Origin of the sequence: Enterobacter sp. 5-4 (assembly GCF_000612205.1) — a bacterium.
In the GTDB taxonomy this organism is placed as follows: Bacteria; Pseudomonadota; Gammaproteobacteria; order Enterobacterales; family Enterobacteriaceae; genus Enterobacter; species Enterobacter roggenkampii.
On sequence record NZ_JFHW01000019.1, the window covers coordinates 216128 to 232387 of the forward strand.

The window sequence follows — 16260 nt, forward strand, 5'->3', positions numbered from 1 at the left end:
ATGTGCGGAGTTATAAACAGATATGAGACAGCAAAGGGAATTTTATTCACCTTTTCTGTGGATATAGTTGTGAAGAAGTGTCTGATTACCGATGAACAACCTCAAGTACCACAAAACGTCCTTTTATACCCCACTCCATTAATATGATTATTTTCATATGGTTATATGCATTGAGATAAACAAAAAACTGATTAGCGTGACGATCGTCACATCAGGGATCGTCGCACTGATGAAAGATCGAACAGCGTCGGTTTTATCCACAGATTGTGCCAATAAGTTAGTCACAATTTGTTTGAAAATTCGATTTTCATCGCACGTCAAGGCTGTAAATGGAAACAGTAGTCAGGGTTATGCCCAGTTATCCCATTTTTCTGTGGATAACATGGTGTAAGATCCTGTTCATTGTCAGTGACCAGATTTGAACAACCGGTTTTCTCACCCAGGCGGAACGATTTCAGACCAATAAAAAATCCTATAAATCATAGAGATGTCATATTGGTACAGAAAAAGTTAAACTCTATCCACAGGGGACAATTTCTTCGTTTATTTTTTAATCAAAAGGTTACCGTCATGCACCCGCTTACACCCTTGCTCTCACCACCGTCCAGCGAGAGCCAGTTGCTACTGCAGGCACAGCGTCTGGCTGGCTTTTCGCTTGGCGAGCTGGCGGCAATGGCCGGGCTTCCGATCCCAAAGGATCTGAAGCGGGATAAAGGCTGGATCGGTATGCTGCTGGAGCTGTGGCTGGGTGCCAGCGCAGGGAGCAAACCCGAGCAGGATTTTGCAGCCCTTGGCGTGGAGTTAAAAACCATCCCTGTAGACCGCCAGGGCAAGCCGCTTGAGACCACCTTCGTCTGCGTTGCGCCACTAACCGGCAATACCGGTGTAACCTGGGAAACCAGCCACGTTCGCCACAAGCTGAAGCGCGTATTGTGGGTACCGGTTGAGGGTGAGCGTCAGATCCCCCTGGCCGACCGACGCGTCGGCGCGCCGCTTCTCTGGAGCCCTGACGAGGATGAGGAGCATCAGCTGCGTCTGGACTGGGAGGAGCTGATGGACATGATTGTGCTTGGGCAGGTAGAGCGTATCACCGCCCGACACGGAGAAGTATTACAGCTGCGTCCGAAAGCGGCCAACAGTAAAGCACTTACCGAGGCAATCGGCGCGCAGGGCGAGCCTATCCTGACGTTGCCGCGCGGTTTTTATCTCAAAAAGAATTTCACCGGTGCACTACTCGCACGTCATTTCCTGTTGAAAACATAGTTTTTTACTTATTTTGAGAGCTCTCGAACATAATCGACTGCTTTTTAAGATTTTACCGCTTCCTCAAGTCGCCATATCGGGTTAATACTAGATTATGATTTGATACAAGCCAGATGAGGACGATAACGATGAAAAAATGGGCAGTGTTAGTGTCAGCAGTCGGTTTAGCGTTTGCTGTATCGGGCTGTAGCAGCGATTACGTCATGGCGACAAAAGATGGTCGAATGATCCTGACCGACGGTAAACCCGAAGTCGACGATGATACCGGTCTGGTCAGCTACCGCGACCAGGAAGGCAATAAAATGCAGATCAATCGCGACGAAGTCTCGCAAATTATCGAGCGATAAACAGAGAGAGGTCAGTCGCTTGCTGGCCTTTTTGATTTTTTTCTTCCCCTTTTGCTTCCCCTCTGCCATGTTTATATTCCTTTGTCGGGCACGGCCTGACGCGGTCTATAAGTCTATTGAGGAAGCCGGCTATGCATTATCACCGTATCCCCCACAGCGCTCTGGAAATTAGCCAACTGGGGTTGGGCACGATGACATTTGGTGAACAAAACAGCGAAGCCGATGCCCATGCACAACTCGATTACGCTGTCAGCCAGGGCATTAACCTGATTGATGTCGCAGAGATGTACCCTGTACCGCCACGTCCTGAGACGCAGGGACTTACCGAAACCTACGTCGGTAACTGGCTGGCAAAACGCGGCAACCGTGAAAAGCTGGTGATTGCCTCCAAAGTCAGTGGCCCCGCGCGCAACAACGATACCGGGATCCGCCCGAACCAGATCCTCGATCGCAAAAATATCCGCGCCGCACTGGATGCCAGCCTCAAGCGTCTGCAAACCGACTATCTCGACCTCTACCAGGTGCACTGGCCGCAGCGGTCAACCAACTGCTTTGGTAAGCTCGGCTACAGCTGGAATGAGAGCGCCCCCACCGTGACGCTACTGGAAACGCTGGAAGCGCTGACCGAATGCCAGCGTGCGGGAAAAATCCGCTACATTGGTGTCTCTAACGAAACGGCCTTTGGGGTCATGCGCTATCTGCACCTGGCGGATAAGCACGATCTGCCGCGTATCGTGACAATCCAGAACCCGTACAGCCTGCTTAATCGCAGCTATGAAGTGGGTCTGGCCGAAGTGACGCAGTATGAAGAGGTGGAGCTGCTCGCCTACTCCTGTCTCGGCTTCGGCACGCTGACGGGGAAATACCTGAACGGTGCGAAACCGGCCGGTGCGCGTAATACCCTCTTTAGCCGCTTTACCCGCTACAGCGGCGAGCAGACGCAGAAAGCCGTTGCCGCCTATGTGGATATCGCGAAGCGTCACGGTCTTGACCCTGCGCAGATGGCGCTGGCATTCGTGCGTCGTCAGCCGTTTGTTGCCAGTACCCTGCTGGGCGCAACCACGATGGAACAGCTGAAAACCAATATTGAGAGTTTCCATCTGAACCTGAGTGAAGAGGTGTTAGCGGAGATTGAAGCGGTGCATCAGGTTTATACTTATCCTGCACCGTAGCCTGATACTTTTGCCCGGTGGCGCTACGCTTACCGGGCCTGCAGGTGCTCAAACCCAGGCCGGGTAAGGCGAAGCCGCCACCCGGCTATATATCAACGGCGACGTTGCCACATCCACAAGCCTGCAATCGCAATCGCAAACAGCCCGCCAAACCCGACGCCAATCCCCACCACCGGCACACCCACTTTTACCGCCAGCGAGTAGAGTCCCAGCATTAACAGCATCGCCAGGTTTTCACCCAGATTTTGTACCGCGATGGCATTCCCCGCCCCGACGGTTTGCTTGCCCCGTTCCTGCAGTAACGCGTTCAGCGGCACCACGAAGAAGCCCCCCAGAATACCAATCAGGATCAGGAGGGCATAAGCAGGCAATAACGCATGCTGCAGCGAGAAGATAAGCACCACCACGCCAATCAGGATCCCTGCTGGCATGCAGCGTGCAACCGTCTCAAGCGTCACCAGCTTCGCTGCCGCACCTGCCCCCACAACAATGCCGATGGCCACCATCGCATTAAGATAGGTCGGCGTCGCGTTGTCCGTAATGCCCAGCGCCACCGGCACCCACAGGACCAGCAGGAAGCGCAGCGTAACGCCCGCGCCCCAGAACATACTGGTCCCCATCAGGGAGAAACGCGTTTCACCGTTACGCCACAGCACGCGGCAGGCAGTAAAGAAGCTGCCGGTCATTGGTTTAACGCGCCAGGACTGGCCCGGGCGAGCCACCGGCAGCTTCGGAATAAACAGGTTCGCCACGACCGCCCCGCCATACACCACCGCACACACGCCCAGTGCCGCCAGCACATGCCAGTCGGCCAGCACGCCGCCCGCGACGGATCCGAGCAGAATAGCGGCAATGGTTGACGATTCCATCAGGCCGTTGGCTTTGACCAGCTTATCCCCGGTGGTCAGCTCTCCGAGGATGCCGTACTTCGCCGGCGAGTAAGCGGCGGCCCCAATGCCCACCAGCGTATAGCCAATAAACGGATTGAAGCCAAAGCAAATGCTGGCCGCCCCCAGCAGCTTGAGGCCGTTGGCAAACATCATCACCCGGCCTTTCGGGAAGCTGTCCGCCACCTGCCCCACAAACGGAGCAAAGATAATGTAAGCGCCCACAAACACCATCTGCAGGATCGGCTGACTCCAGTCGGGGTAAAACTCGGCTTTCAGCAGCGCCAGCGTGGCAAACAGCAGCGCGTTATCACCGAACGCAGAGAGAAACTGCGCGGCGATGACGGCCATCATGCCTTTCGACCTGAGGGATGTGTTAGTGTGTACTGACTCACGCATTTTGCTGTTCCGCCTCTTCAACCATGCCTTTCAGGGTCACGAAATCGGGCTTCCCGCTGCCCAGCACCGGGAGCTGTTTTAGGTAGCGAATATCGCGCGGCACGGCCAGTTCAGGAATACCGTGTTCGCGTGCATAGCTCAGTAATCTGTCGCGCTTAAGCTCACTGTCGGTCGTAAACAGTACCAGCGCCTCACCTTTGCTGGCATCGCTCTTCACGACGGTAGCGTGCATCTTCTCGGCAGACACGGCCGTCGCCAGTTGCTCAACCATTTCCAGAGAGACCATTTCACCGGCAATTTTGGCGAAGCGTTTTGCGCGTCCCTGGATCTGTACAAAGCCTTGTTCATCAAAGCGGACGATATCGCCGGTGTCGTACCAGCCGGTTTCAACCTCGCCGTTGACGTTCTCCGCCGTCGGCGCTTCCAGCACGCCCGGATTTTCCACGCGCAGATACCCGTTCATCACGTTTGGCCCTTTCAGCTGCAGACGGCCACCGTCCTCAATGCCCGGCACCGCCAGCAGACGCGCGTCCATCCCCGGCAGAATTCGGCCAACCGTGCCCGGTTTCGCCGCCATCGGCACGTTAATCGAGACCACGGGCGCACACTCGGTCACGCCATAGCCTTCGAGAATGCGCAGACCAAACTTGTCCTGCCAGATCTGACGCGTGCTCTCCTGCAGTTTTTCTGCGCCAGCCACCACGTACCGCACGCGATAGAAGTCATACGGATTGGCGAAACGCGCATAGTTCCCCAGGAAGGTAGAGGTCCCGAACAGAACGGTACAGTTACGGTCATACACCAGCTCCGGCACGATGCGGTAATGCAGCGGGCTTGGGTAAAGGAACACTTCTGCACCGGTCAGCAGCGGCGTGAACAGCCCCACCGTCAGGCCAAAGGAGTGGAACAGCGGCAGCGCCGACATAAAGCGGTCGTTCGCGGTAAAGTCGGCGATGCTTTTAATTTGCTCGACGTTCGCCAGAATGCTCTTGTGGCTGTGGACGACGCCTTTCGGGTTGCCCTCCGATCCCGACGTGAAGAGGATAATCGCGTCATCTTCCGGCTGCTGTTTGACCTGGGCCAGACGCGGCATCAGCAGATGCGCAAAAATCCACAGCTTGTCGCCGGTGGTCACGTCCGCTTTCAGATCCTCCAGGAAGACCCAGCGCACCTGAGTGAGCTGCTCGGGAAGATGCCAGAGCTTGCCTTTGTCCAGGAACTGGCGGGAGGTGAATACGGTATTGATTTGCGCAGCGGTTATCGCGCTGGTCAGCCCCTTCACGCCCGCCGTGTAGTTCATCATCGCCGGAATACGGCCCCGGGAAACCGCACCGAAAATCACCGCCGCGCTGATGCCCGCGTTAGGCAGCATCAGTCCAATCTTTTCGCCCTTTTTGCTGTACTTCTCCAGAATACGGCCCACAAACAGGGTTTTGGTCAGCAGCTTGCGATAGGTATCCGGAGTAAAGTTGATGTCTTCGATGCAGTTTTTCTTCGCGCCATAGCGGTACTGCGCGGAAAGCAGGGATTCGTAGAGCGTTTCGCGCGGGCGCACGGCCATACGCGCTTCCATCATGATCTGATGCAGCATTTCCCCGGCGATTTTACGGCGATCGCGGGCACGCGGCGCGTCGGGCATCGGTAATGACGTTGGCGGCAGGATATGCAGCGTGATTTTGGGGAACAGACGCTGCTTCACCAGCCCCTTCAGACGGCTGAAATGGGTCAGCTCCGCGCCTTCAATACGCAGCGGCACCACGGTCGCTTTTGACTTCGCCGCAACAAACCCCGCGCCGTCGTAGATTTTCATCAGCGAACCGGTCACGGAGATCCGTCCTTCAGGGAAAATGACCACCGGGCGCCCCTGCTCGACCAGACGTACCAGATGCTTAATCATCATCGGCTTTGTCGGGTCGAGCGGCACAAAATCAATCAGCGGCGAGAGCCAGCGCATATACCACTGCTGGCTGATGGAGGTATACACCGCAAACACCGGACGCACGGGCAAAAACAGCGCCAGCAGGATGCCGTCTATAAAGGAAACATGGTTTGGTGTGATCAAAACGCGTTCGCCGCTAAGCGCCCGGGTGTCGCCAGTGATGCGGATGCGAAAAAGAATACGGAAAAGCGTACGGAAGAACCCAAATAGCATCTCAACTCCCTTTGCCAGCCAGTGTGGAGGGTTATTAGTAAATGGTGGCAGATTACACGAGAAGTGATAAGGGAGCGACAGCAAAAGTGGAGGCGAAAAAAAACCTGCGCATCCGCGCAGGTTGGTGCAAGAGATGAGTACGAAACCGTACTAAGAATTCTCACCAATCAATACCTCTGGGATCTCAACTGTATCAACCTCTTTAACGCCCTTGCTATCGGACAATCGCAACAGCCTGAGGCAAAGTGTAACTAAAGGTTCAGATTCACATTTTTCAGACATGACTGGGCGTGTAACGATTACACCGCCAGGGGTGTGCTGCGTCACGTTTGTGGAGAGCGGAAATCCGCTCCCCTTGAATGCACGCCGCTTTTCCGCAACACTATTTGGTGTGTAAACGCTTACCCCCAATAAGAAGGTAATGAATGGCGACAATAAAGGATGTGGCCCGTCTGGCGGGCGTGTCGGTGGCAACCGTCTCGCGCGTGATTAATGATTCACCAAAGGCCAGTGACGCATCACGTCAGGCGGTACAAAGCGCCATGGAATCCCTGAATTATCATCCCAATGCCAACGCTCGCGCGCTCGCCCAACAGTCCACAGAAACGATTGGTCTGGTGGTGGGCGATGTTTCTGATCCCTTTTTCGGCGCCATGGTGAAAGCGGTTGAACAGGTTTCCTATCAGACAGGCAATTTTTTGCTGATCGGCAATGGCTATCATAACGAACAAAAGGAACGCCAGGCCATTGAACAGCTGATCCGCCACCGCTGCGCGGCGCTGGTGGTTCACGCTAAAATGATCCCGGATGCCGAACTGATTCACCTGATGAAGCAGATGCCCGGAATGGTGATTATCAACCGCATCATTCCCGGCTTTGAGAAACGCTGTGTGGCCCTCGACGACCGCTACGGCGCCTGGCTTGCCACGCGGCACCTGATTCAGCAGGGCCATACCCGGATTGGCTATCTCTGTTCCAATCACCCCATTTCTGATGCGGAAGACCGTCTGCAGGGCTACTACGATGCCCTGCGTGAAAACGGGCTGCCGTGTAATGACCGTCTGGTGGCCTACGGCGAACCGGACGAGAGCGGCGGTGAACAGGCCATGACCGAACTGCTGGGCCGCGGACGGAATTTCACGGCGGTTGCCAGCTATAACGACTCTATGGCCGCAGGGGCAATGGGGGTGTTGAATGACAACGGAATTGAGGTACCGGCAGAAATTTCGCTGATTGGCTTCGACGACGTGCTGGTCTCCCGCTACGTTCGCCCGCGTCTGACCACCGTGCGCTACCCGATCATCACCATGGCAACGCAGGCCGCCGAGCTGGCGCTAGCGCTGGCTGAACAGCGCCAGCCGCCGGAAATTACCCATCTGTTTAGCCCGACGCTGGTCCGTCGTCACTCCGTTGCGTCGCCTGCAGAAGCGCAGAGCGAATAACGGTAGAGGTGCACCCGCGTGTTGGGGTATTCCAGCCCATCACCGATATACTGCCAGCCGTAACGTTCGTAAAAGTCGCGGCAGGCAGACCAGAGATGGAGCTCCTCATACCCGGACTGCGCGGCGTAAGCGATAACATGCCGCTGAAGTTCTCCCGCAAGCCCCTTGCCTCGCGCCGCGTCGTCAACGTAGAGCGCCGCCAGCCACGGACAGAGATCCTGACGAGTGATCAAATCGCAGCGCCAGAGTCCCACCGTGCCAAGAAGCTGTTCGCCGTCAACGGCAATAAACGTCAACGGTAATGCCCCAGGCGTCTGGCTGTGCTCAACAATGCTGTGGAAAAATGCCCGAGGAAGCCCTTCGCCAAAGGCCTGCCAGATCCAGTCGGTAACCTGCTCTGCGAAGTGTGGCGCCTTGTAAAGCGGGAGGATGACAGCCTTATTCATGTTTCACCTGCATTTTCTCATGTATTTACTGGCCTGATGCTCCAGCCCGGTTCGGTGATTATCTTACCAGAGTCAGGCTATTGAGTTTGACTTCAGGCTGGCCGGACGAATCGTTACCAAAAAGCGTGATCGTGGCAGAGTTTTTGCGCTTCCCGCATCGCTTATACGGCATAAGCTCTGTGGTAAACTGCAGATCGTTACGTGGAAGCAGGAATATAGAATGGCAACAATGCTGGATGTATCACTGCGCGCGGGCGTGTCGAAGGCCACGGTATCGCGCGTGCTGAACGGCACAGGTCAGGTAAAAGAGAGTACGCGTCAGCAGGTGTTTGCTGCGATGGAAGAGCTGGGCTATCGCCCGAACTTTCTCGCGCGCTCGCTGGCTAACCAGACCAGCAACAGCATTGGTCTGGTCGTCTCGACCTTTGACGGCTTTTATTTTGGCCGCCTTCTCCAGCAGGCGTCGCGGCAGACCGAAACTCACGGGAAACAGCTGATCGTCACCGACGGTCACGACGCGCCGGAACAGGAAGAGCAGGCGGTGCAGATGCTGGCCGATCGCCAGTGCGATGCCATCGTGCTTTACACGCGCTACATGAGCGAAAAAGCGATCGTCAAACTGATGAACACCGTAAAAACGCCGCTGGTGGTCATTAACCGTGAAGTGAGCCAGGCGCCGGATCGCTGCGTGTTCTTCGAACAGCAGGATGCCGCATTCAAGGCCGTGGATTACCTGATCGGCCAGGGCCATCGGGAGATCGCCTGTATCACCGTCCCGATCCACACTCCCACGGGTAAAGCGCGGCTGATGGGCTATCGCAAAGCGCTGGAAAAGCACGGTATCCGTCTGGACGAGCGTCGGATAAAGTACGGCGATGCAGGAATGACGCGGGGATACGAGCTTTGCAAGGAATTGATTGCCGACCGAGTACCGTTTAGCGCCCTGTTTGCCTGTAACGACGATATGGCGCTGGGGGCGTCCAAAGCGTTGCACCAGGCGGGGCTGAAAATCCCGCAGGATATCTCCCTGTTCGGCTTTGATGATGCCCCAAGCGCGAAATGGCTGGAGCCTGCGCTCTCGTCGGTTTATCTGCCCATCGACAATATGATTGTCACCGCCATCGATCAGGCGATCCGGCTGGCAAGAAACCAGCCGGTCGATGCCATCCCGCCGTTTACCGGCACGCTGGTGTTACGCGATTCGGTCACAACGGGGCCGTACTTTCATCAGATGAGTTCTAAAGCCAGCAGTTCCTGAATGGTCTGGCGACGGCGGATCAGCCGCGCCTTGCCATTATCAAACAGCACTTCCGGCAGCAGCGGGCGGCTATTGTAGTTAGAGGACATAGACGCCCCGTAGGCACCGGTGTCGTGCAGCACAAGATAATCACCCGGCTTAACCTCTGGCAGCGCGCGGGTTTCCACTTTGCCGCCCTCCTGCTGGGTAAACACGTCACCCGATTCGCACAGCGGCCCCGCAACGACCGTCTCAACGCGCGGCGCCTGCGTTAAATCGCGGCCGTCGGCAGCCAGGGTGGTAATGTGGTGATAGCTGCCGTACATGGACGGACGCATCAGGTCGTTAAAGCCTGCATCAATCAAGACGAAGTGGCGAGACCCCATCTCTTTCACGCTGCGGACCTGCGAAACCAGCACGCCGGCTTCCGCCACCAGGAAACGACCCGGCTCAATTTCCAGCTTCACCGCGTGGCCCAGATGCGCGGCAATTTGATCGCGCGCGGCGCTCCACAGACCGTAATAGTGATCGGTATCGATCGCCTCTTCCCCTTCGCGATAAGGAATGGAGAGACCACCGCCCGCAGAGATCGCCTTCAGATCCTGACCGAAGTCAACAACCTGACGCACCATCGCGCCGCACACCTGTTCCAGGTGGCCGTAATCCACCCCAGAGCCAATGTGCATATGAATGCCCACCAGCTTCAGGTTGTAGCGCTGTAACACCTCCAGCGCGGCAGGCATGTCGGCATACCAGATCCCGTGCTTGCTGTTTTCGCCGCCGGTATTGGTTTTTTGGCTGTGGCCATGGCCAAAGCCCGGGTTCACGCGCAGCCAGACGCGGTGGCCGGGAGAAACCTGACCGAGCTGCTCGAGCATATCCACAGAACCGGCATTTACCGGGATCTGCAGTTCGTGAACGCGCGCCAGCGTCGCATCGTCGATCACATCGGCAGTAAAGACGATCGCGTCGCTGTCGGCTTTCGGATCGTATCCGGCTACCAGCGCGCGCTCGATTTCGCCGAGTGAAACGGAGTCAACCTTCACGCCCTGCTCGCGCATCAGGCGCAGAATATGAATATTGGAGCAGGCCTTCTGGGCAAAACGCACCACGTCGAACTGATGCAGGGCGGCGATCTTCTCGCGGACAATCTGCGCGTCGTAGACCCACACCGGACAGCCAAACTCGGCAGGCAGGCGCAGCAGGTTGTCGGCGTTCAAATCGGTATCAGTCTGGTTCAGCGGGCGTGGCATGGTCTTCTCCGGATAAATGCGTTTTGATGATTACGCCACAGCGCAAAGAGAATAAAAAATATCGTTTTATCGCGAGTCTATGCAAAAATGATATGGACAGTTCTCTGCTTTCAGGTGCCCTATGCCCGCCGTTAATTTACGCCATATCGAGATTTTTCACGCCGTGATGACCACCGGCAATCTCACCGAAGCCGCACAGATGCTGCACACCTCGCAGCCGACGGTGAGCCGCGAGCTGGCGCGCTTCGAGAAAGTGCTGGGGCTGAAGCTGTTCGAACGCACCCGGGGCCGGCTTCACCCGACGGTACAAGGGTTACGCCTGTTCGAGGAAGTTCAGCGCTCCTGGTACGGGCTGGACAGAATAGTAAGTGCCGCGGAAAGCCTGCGCGAGTTTCGCCAGGGCGAGCTGTCGATCGTCTGCCTGCCCGTCTTTTCGCAATCCTTTTTGCCGATGCTGCTCCAGCCCTTTCTGGCCCGCTATCCTGAGGTCAGCCTCACCATCGTGCCGCAGGAATCACCTCTGCTTGAAGAGTGGCTTTCGGCACAGCGCCATGATTTAGGGCTAACCGAAACCCTCACCACCCCAGCGGGCACGGCGCGCACGGAGCTGCTCTCGTTAGATGAAGTGTGCGTTCTGCCCGCCGGGCATCGGCTTGCCGGTAAGGCGGTGCTCACGCCGGAGGATTTCCACGGGGAAAACTACATCAGCCTGTCGCAGACCGACAGTTACAGACAGCTGCTGGATACCCTGTTTGCCGAGCATCAGGTCAAACGGCGAATGGCGGTGGAAACGCACAGCGCGGCCTCGATTTGCGCGATGGTGCGTGCCGGCGTCGGCGTCGCGGTGGTCAATCCACTCACGGCACTGGATTATGCGGGAAGCGGGATCGTCATCCGCCGCTTTAGCGTGTCCGTCCCGTTCACCGTGAGCCTGATCCGTCCGCTACACCGTCCGGCTTCCGCGCTGGTGGATGCTTTCACCGAACACGTCATGGAGCACGCGCGTCAGGTGGCGCTTCGCTTACCTGACCTGCAGGACCCACTATGACAGCATAAACGCCACGGCATCCGCAGCATGGATAGCGGTGGTATCAAATACCGGAAGAGGGCTTCGCTCAACGGTTACCAGCAAACCGATCTCCGTGCAGCCGAAGATCACCCCTTCTGCCCCCTGCTGCGCGAGTTTTTCGATGACGCTGACGTAGAAGGCGCGGGAGGTTTCGCTGAAGGTGCCGAGACAGAGCTCGTCAAAGATAATCTGATTGATGCGCACCCGGTCTTCTTCTTCAGGGATCAGGCTTTCGATCCCAAACTCGCTGCGCAAACGCCCGCGATAGAAATCCTGCTCCATGGTGTAGCGCGTGCCCAGCAGCGCTACGCGGCGCATCCCGGATGCCGCAATTGCGCGCCCGGTCGCGTCAGCGATATGCAGGAACGGCAGCGAGCAGCGGTTCTCAATATGCGATGCCACCTTGTGCATGGTATTGGTACAAAGCAATATCCCCTCGGCCCCAGCCCGCTCCAGCCCCAGCGCCGCCTGGGCCAGGATCGCCCCGGCTTTATCCCACTCGCCGCTCGACTGGCAGGCTTCGATTTCATGAAAATCAACGCTGTGGAGCAGCAGGCTTGCGGAGTGCAGCCCCCCCAGACGCTGCTTAACCCCTTCGTTAATCAGGCGATAATAAGGGATTGTCGATTCCCAGCTCATTCCACCTAACAGGCCGATCGTTTTCATCATCCCTCCTTTTCGTTGATTTCTTCTTTTAACACAACCGGTGCCAATAAAAAAAGGCGCTCTCTTGAGCGCCTTGTTAATCTGCAGGGTTTATTCCGTCACCGGCTCGGGGAGTGGATTACGGGTGAGCATCGCCTCGCGCAGTAAAACGCTACTGCAGGCAAACAGTGCCCCCAGGAGCGCCGCCAGAACGACAATCAGGGCCTTGCCTGGACCATCCTTTTTCACCGGCATGGAGGGAGAGAGCTGGTACCGGAATGGCTCAAGTTTAACATCCGCAAAGGAGAGCTTTTTCAACTGCGCCAGATAATATTCCCGGTTCTGGAAATCCGCATTCAGCTCGGTCACGTCCTTGAGATTTTTTTCAATCTGCAGCTTTTGCGCGATACCGTCAGCACCGAGCGCAACAGAGTAATCCGGATCGTCTTTTACCGCCTGCCCGTTGCTGTAGACCGGCTTCTTGATGCCGGCGGCATTCGCGACTTCCAGGGAATAATTCAGCCGCTGCAGGTTGGTATTGTGAATATTGGTCAAACGGACGCGATCCAGCTCTAGCTGCTGCTCAACGACTTTCGTTTTCAGCGCGATCTGGTTGCGGATATTCTGCACTGTCTCTTTCTCAACAATAGCCGCGATATAATTGATGTATCCCTCCAGAACGGATTGCGCATCGCCTGCTGTCGGCGCAGTGAAGTTTAATGTCCAGGAGATATAGGGGGTTTTATCCGCGTCTTTTCCCTGATCGTTATTCACCGCTTTCATTCTGTCTGAGATATTGACTATCGCCCGATGCAGCTCAAGCGGATCCACCTCAGCGTCTTTAAGCTGCGACATCACGTAAGAAGAGGATTTCAGATACTCTTCAAGCAATGACTGCGACTGAAACTTTTTAATAAAAAGATCAAAGACTTCCGGACGGGTAATCTTCACGTCCACATCCAGCACCTGTAACGCCACCATCATCTGGCGCAGCGGGTTCCACTGCGACTGTTCTGCCGGGGTGATCACCGCTTTACTGGTCCATTTTTGCGGCAGCAAAAATGAAATGGCCAGCCCCACGAGAGCAAAAGCAAGGGTAACGGCCACGATGCGCTTTTTAGCCGCCGCTAAAACCGCTAATAAACCTAAAAGATCTATTTCTTTAGCGTGTTCGTTACGGGTGGAATAATGGGGGAAATCAATATCTGTGCTTTTTTTGAAATCCATTTCTGACATAGGAATTCTTCTTTCTCTTGATGCTACGCATCTTTGTTCATTGATCGCTGTGGCTCAATAATACAATAGATTAAGAAAAATCCTAATTCCAAACGCCATTATCTGACTACCCCTGCCAGAGTTAGTAGTGAGTTTCATCACGTTATGATTGTGATTAATCTCCCTTTTCCACCTCCGGCACAGGTTAAACATGTAAACAGGCAATCCGATCACACGCCAATATTCCGCAGCTTCTCCCCGGCCATCAGCTTGCGCTCGATGTGTTCCAGCGTCACGCCTTTGGTTTCTGGAATCAGCCAGAACGTGACGCCAATAAATGCCACGTTCAGCACCGTATAGAGCCAGAACGTTCCCGCTGCACCAATCGCGTCCAGCAGCGTCAGGAAAGTCGCGCCGATGATCATGTTCGATACCCAGTTGGTGGTCGTGGAACAGGTGATGCCAAAGTCGCGGCATTTGAGCGGCTGAATTTCGGAGCACAGGATCCACACCACCGGCGCGGCGCTCATCGCGTAACCTGCGATACACATCATGGTCATCCCGACAGAAAGCCAGGAGAGTCCGCTGGAAGCCGTGCCGTTATCAAACTGCATCAGGCAGTAGCCGAGGATCAGCGTGCCGAGCGCCATCACGCTGAAGCCAATTTTCAGCGCCGGTTTGCGGCCCGCCTTGTCCACGGTGAATACGGCAATAAAGGTGGCAAACATGAAGGTCAGCCCGACCACCAGGGTGGCGATCATCTGCTGTTCGGTGGTGGTGAACCCCGCCATTTTGAAAATGCGCGGCGCGTAGTACATGATGATGTTCATGCCGGTGAACTGCTGCATCGCCTGCAGCAGCATGCCGAGGAAGACCGCCCGGCGCACGTTGCGGTTGATTTTAAACAGCGCCCAGCCCCCCTGCTTGAGCTTCAGGCTTTCGCGGATCTCGTTCAGCTCCTCGCGGGCTTTTTCAGAGGTATCGCGCAGCATGCGCAGCACCTCTTCCGCCTCCACGTGGCGCCCTTTTTGCGCCAGCCAGCGCGGGCTGTTCGGCAGGAAAATCACTAAGACAATCAGCACCACCGCTGGCAGCGCCAGCACGCCGAGCATTGCGCGCCAGTTGCCGCTGTAGCTGAAGTAGGTGTCAGACAGAAACGCCAGCACGATACCGAGCGTGACCATCAGCTGATACATGCTGATCATCTTCCCGCGCACGTTCTCGCTCGCCATTTCGGAGAGATAAAGCGGTGCCGTGTAGGAGGCAATCCCCACCGCCACGCCCAGCAGCACGCGGGAAAGCAGCAGAACCTCAACGTTTGCGGCAAAGGCGGAGCCAATGGAGCCGGCGACAAAAAGAATCGCCCCTGCCATCAGGCTGTATTTGCGCCCCAGGCGAAACGAGAGCCAGCCGTTGAACAGCGCGCCGATGGCCGCGCCGAGCATCATGCTGCTGACCACCCACTCCTGCAGGCGGCTGCTCAGGGTAAAGTGATCGGTAATAAAGGGCAATGCACCGGCAATGACGCCAATATCCAGTCCAAATAACAGGCCCGCCACGGCGGCGGCAATAGAGACAAACTGGTTCATGCGGCGAGTATCACGCAGCGCAGCGGGCTTTAGGGTAGAGTCATTTATAGATGTCATATTTTCCTGCCTGAACAGTGAAATTCGTTAAGTGAAATTACGAGATAGCGAGAAAAAGTGTCAGGCGGGAAAAGGTGAAGATATGGATTATTTCGCTGCTACATAGCGTTCTGTGATGGACATTACAATTTCAACTAACGCTGAATAATCACATGCTTTTACTAATCACCTAATTTTTAAAGATTAAAAGTGTGATGACTGTCGTTCATGACTTTTTAGTATGGATTTTCCGTGTTTATCCATATGGATTTTGACAATTTTTAAGCAAAAAAAACCTCTGCCCAAAAGCAGAGGTCCAGACCCGATGCGGGCTATCGCGCCAGCCAGCCGCCATCGACCGCCACGGTGTAGCCGTTGATATAGTCCGATGCGGACGAGGCCAGAAAGACCACCGGCCCCATCAGATCGCCCGGAAGCCCCCAGCGCCCCGCCGGAATGCGGTCGAGGATTTCCGCGCTACGCTGCTCGTCCGCACGCAGCTGCTGCGTGTTGTTGGTCGCCATGTAACCCGGCGCAATCGCATTCACATTGATGTTGTGTTTCGCCCACTCGTTTGCCAGCAGGCGGGTCACGCCCATCACGGCGCTTTTGGAGGCGGTGTAAGACGGCACGCGGATACCCCCCTGGAATGAGAGCATGGAGGCAATATTCACGATCTTGCCGCCGTTCCCCTGCGCCATAAAGTGCTTTGCCGCCGCCTGGGACATGAAAAATACGCTCTTGATGTTCAGATCCATCACGTCGTCCCAGTCGCGCTCGCTGAAGTTGATCGCATCTTCACGGCGAATCAGCCCGGCGTTGTTGACCAGAATGTCGATGTGACCGAATTCCGCCACCGCGCGATCCAGCAGTTCAGGAATGGCATCGATTTTACGCAGGTCGGCGGTCAGGCTCAGGAAGCGGCGGCCCAGGGCCGTCACGCGCTCGAGGGTTTCCGTCGGTTCAACGATATTAATTCCGACGATATCGCAGCCCGCTTCCGCCAGGCCTAACGCCATCCCCTGACCCAGCCCGGTGTCACACCCGGAAACCACCGCCACTTTCCCCTGCAGAGAGAATGCATCCAGAATCATGTTTATTCCTTACT

At 56.0% G+C, this 16260-nt stretch carries 14 protein-coding genes; 6 read left to right on the forward strand and 8 right to left on the reverse strand.

Translation table 11 applies throughout. The annotated features are described in order from the left end of the window. Positions 1 to 570: 570 nt before the first annotated feature. The 3 genes from mutH to AA74_RS0111445 all read left to right on the forward strand — a co-directional run bounded on the left by mutH (position 571) and on the right by AA74_RS0111445 (position 2782). Positions 571 to 1263 carry a DNA mismatch repair endonuclease MutH gene (mutH, locus tag AA74_RS0111435; RefSeq protein WP_021242015.1) on the forward strand — a complete coding sequence of 231 codons (693 nt, stop codon included), beginning with the start codon at positions 571 to 573 and terminating at the stop codon, positions 1261 to 1263. Positions 1264 to 1391: 128 nt separating this feature from the next. Next, complete coding sequence (locus AA74_RS01000000122155; RefSeq protein WP_008499668.1) at positions 1392 to 1610, forward strand: YgdI/YgdR family lipoprotein; 219 nt, start codon at positions 1392 to 1394, stop codon at positions 1608 to 1610. Between the two features lie 131 nt (positions 1611 to 1741). Further along, positions 1742 to 2782: an NADP(H)-dependent aldo-keto reductase gene (locus tag AA74_RS0111445; protein ID WP_023294476.1), complete on the forward strand. Its 1041-nt coding sequence runs from the start codon at positions 1742 to 1744 to the stop codon at positions 2780 to 2782. Positions 2783 to 2874: 92 nt separating this feature from the next. Here AA74_RS0111445 and lplT read toward each other — a convergent pair whose 3' ends face one another. Continuing rightward, complete coding sequence (lplT, locus tag AA74_RS0111450) at positions 2875 to 4068, reverse strand: lysophospholipid transporter LplT (protein ID WP_023294477.1); 1194 nt, start codon at positions 4066 to 4068, stop codon at positions 2875 to 2877. Further along, positions 4061 to 6220 (reverse strand): bifunctional acyl-ACP--phospholipid O-acyltransferase/long-chain-fatty-acid--ACP ligase, encoded by a 2160-nt coding sequence (aas, locus tag AA74_RS0111455; RefSeq protein WP_008499671.1) that lies wholly within the window; start codon positions 6218 to 6220, stop codon positions 4061 to 4063. The genes lplT and aas overlap by 8 nt, the downstream gene beginning before the upstream one ends. 425 nt (positions 6221 to 6645) lie before the next feature. Here aas and galR point away from each other — a divergent pair, with 425 nt between their 5' ends. Beyond that, a complete protein-coding gene (gene galR, locus AA74_RS0111460; protein WP_021242019.1) occupies positions 6646 to 7662 on the forward strand; it encodes an HTH-type transcriptional regulator GalR in 1017 nt (338 codons plus the stop codon). Here galR and AA74_RS0111465 read toward each other — a convergent pair. Further along, entirely contained in the window at positions 7623 to 8108 is a 486-nt protein-coding gene (locus AA74_RS0111465; RefSeq protein ID WP_025912415.1) for a GNAT family N-acetyltransferase, read from the reverse strand. The two genes, galR and AA74_RS0111465, sit on opposite strands and share 40 nt — an antisense overlap. Before the next feature lie 220 nt (positions 8109 to 8328). Here AA74_RS0111465 and AA74_RS0111470 point away from each other — a divergent pair, with 220 nt between their 5' ends. Then, positions 8329 to 9366 carry a LacI family DNA-binding transcriptional regulator gene (locus AA74_RS0111470; protein ID WP_025912416.1) on the forward strand — a complete coding sequence of 346 codons (1038 nt, stop codon included), beginning with the start codon at positions 8329 to 8331 and terminating at the stop codon, positions 9364 to 9366. Here AA74_RS0111470 and lysA read toward each other — a convergent pair. Continuing rightward, positions 9336 to 10598 carry a diaminopimelate decarboxylase gene (lysA, locus tag AA74_RS0111475; protein ID WP_025912417.1) on the reverse strand — a complete coding sequence of 421 codons (1263 nt, stop codon included), beginning with the start codon at positions 10596 to 10598 and terminating at the stop codon, positions 9336 to 9338. The two genes, AA74_RS0111470 and lysA, sit on opposite strands and share 31 nt — an antisense overlap. Positions 10599 to 10719: 121 nt before the next feature. Here lysA and AA74_RS0111480 point away from each other — a divergent pair, with 121 nt between their 5' ends. Beyond that, positions 10720 to 11646 (forward strand): LysR family transcriptional regulator, encoded by a 927-nt coding sequence (locus tag AA74_RS0111480; RefSeq protein ID WP_008499676.1) that lies wholly within the window; start codon positions 10720 to 10722, stop codon positions 11644 to 11646. Here AA74_RS0111480 and AA74_RS0111485 read toward each other — a convergent pair. The 4 genes from AA74_RS0111485 to kduD all read right to left on the reverse strand — a co-directional run bounded on the left by AA74_RS0111485 (position 11641) and on the right by kduD (position 16246). Beyond that, positions 11641 to 12333, reverse strand: coding sequence for an aspartate/glutamate racemase (locus AA74_RS0111485; protein ID WP_025912418.1), 693 nt, complete (start codon positions 12331 to 12333; stop codon positions 11641 to 11643). The genes AA74_RS0111480 and AA74_RS0111485 overlap by 6 nt on opposite strands. A 90-nt stretch (positions 12334 to 12423) precedes the next feature. Continuing rightward, positions 12424 to 13548: an LPS O-antigen length regulator Wzz(fepE) gene (gene wzz(fepE) / locus AA74_RS0111490; RefSeq protein ID WP_025912419.1), complete on the reverse strand. Its 1125-nt coding sequence runs from the start codon at positions 13546 to 13548 to the stop codon at positions 12424 to 12426. A 209-nt stretch (positions 13549 to 13757) separates the two neighbouring features. Beyond that, positions 13758 to 15191 carry a sugar porter family MFS transporter gene (locus tag AA74_RS0111495; RefSeq protein ID WP_256378578.1) on the reverse strand — a complete coding sequence of 478 codons (1434 nt, stop codon included), beginning with the start codon at positions 15189 to 15191 and terminating at the stop codon, positions 13758 to 13760. A gap of 293 nt (positions 15192 to 15484) precedes the next feature. Continuing rightward, positions 15485 to 16246: a 2-dehydro-3-deoxy-D-gluconate 5-dehydrogenase KduD gene (kduD, locus tag AA74_RS0111500; RefSeq protein ID WP_023326012.1), complete on the reverse strand. Its 762-nt coding sequence runs from the start codon at positions 16244 to 16246 to the stop codon at positions 15485 to 15487. Positions 16247 to 16260: the final 14 nt, after the last annotated feature.

Bases quoted from the DNA above. Each gene is read 5' to 3' on its own strand.
- mutH (WP_021242015.1), top strand. From the start codon at position 571: ATGCACCCGCTTACACCCTTGCTCTCACCACCGTCCAGCGAGAGCCAG.
- AA74_RS01000000122155 (WP_008499668.1), top strand. From the start codon at position 1,392: ATGAAAAAATGGGCAGTGTTAGTGTCAGCAGTCGGTTTAGCGTTTGCT.
- AA74_RS0111445 (WP_023294476.1), top strand. From the start codon at position 1,742: ATGCATTATCACCGTATCCCCCACAGCGCTCTGGAAATTAGCCAACTG.
- lplT (WP_023294477.1), bottom strand. From the start codon at position 4,068: ATGCGTGAGTCAGTACACACTAACACATCCCTCAGGTCGAAAGGCATG.
- aas (WP_008499671.1), bottom strand. From the start codon at position 6,220: ATGCTATTTGGGTTCTTCCGTACGCTTTTCCGTATTCTTTTTCGCATC.
- galR (WP_021242019.1), top strand. From the start codon at position 6,646: ATGGCGACAATAAAGGATGTGGCCCGTCTGGCGGGCGTGTCGGTGGCA.
- AA74_RS0111465 (WP_025912415.1), bottom strand. From the start codon at position 8,108: ATGAATAAGGCTGTCATCCTCCCGCTTTACAAGGCGCCACACTTCGCA.
- AA74_RS0111470 (WP_025912416.1), top strand. From the start codon at position 8,329: ATGGCAACAATGCTGGATGTATCACTGCGCGCGGGCGTGTCGAAGGCC.
- lysA (WP_025912417.1), bottom strand. From the start codon at position 10,598: ATGCCACGCCCGCTGAACCAGACTGATACCGATTTGAACGCCGACAAC.
- AA74_RS0111480 (WP_008499676.1), top strand. From the start codon at position 10,720: ATGCCCGCCGTTAATTTACGCCATATCGAGATTTTTCACGCCGTGATG.
- AA74_RS0111485 (WP_025912418.1), bottom strand. From the start codon at position 12,333: ATGAAAACGATCGGCCTGTTAGGTGGAATGAGCTGGGAATCGACAATC.
- kduD (WP_023326012.1), bottom strand. From the start codon at position 16,246: ATGATTCTGGATGCATTCTCTCTGCAGGGGAAAGTGGCGGTGGTTTCC.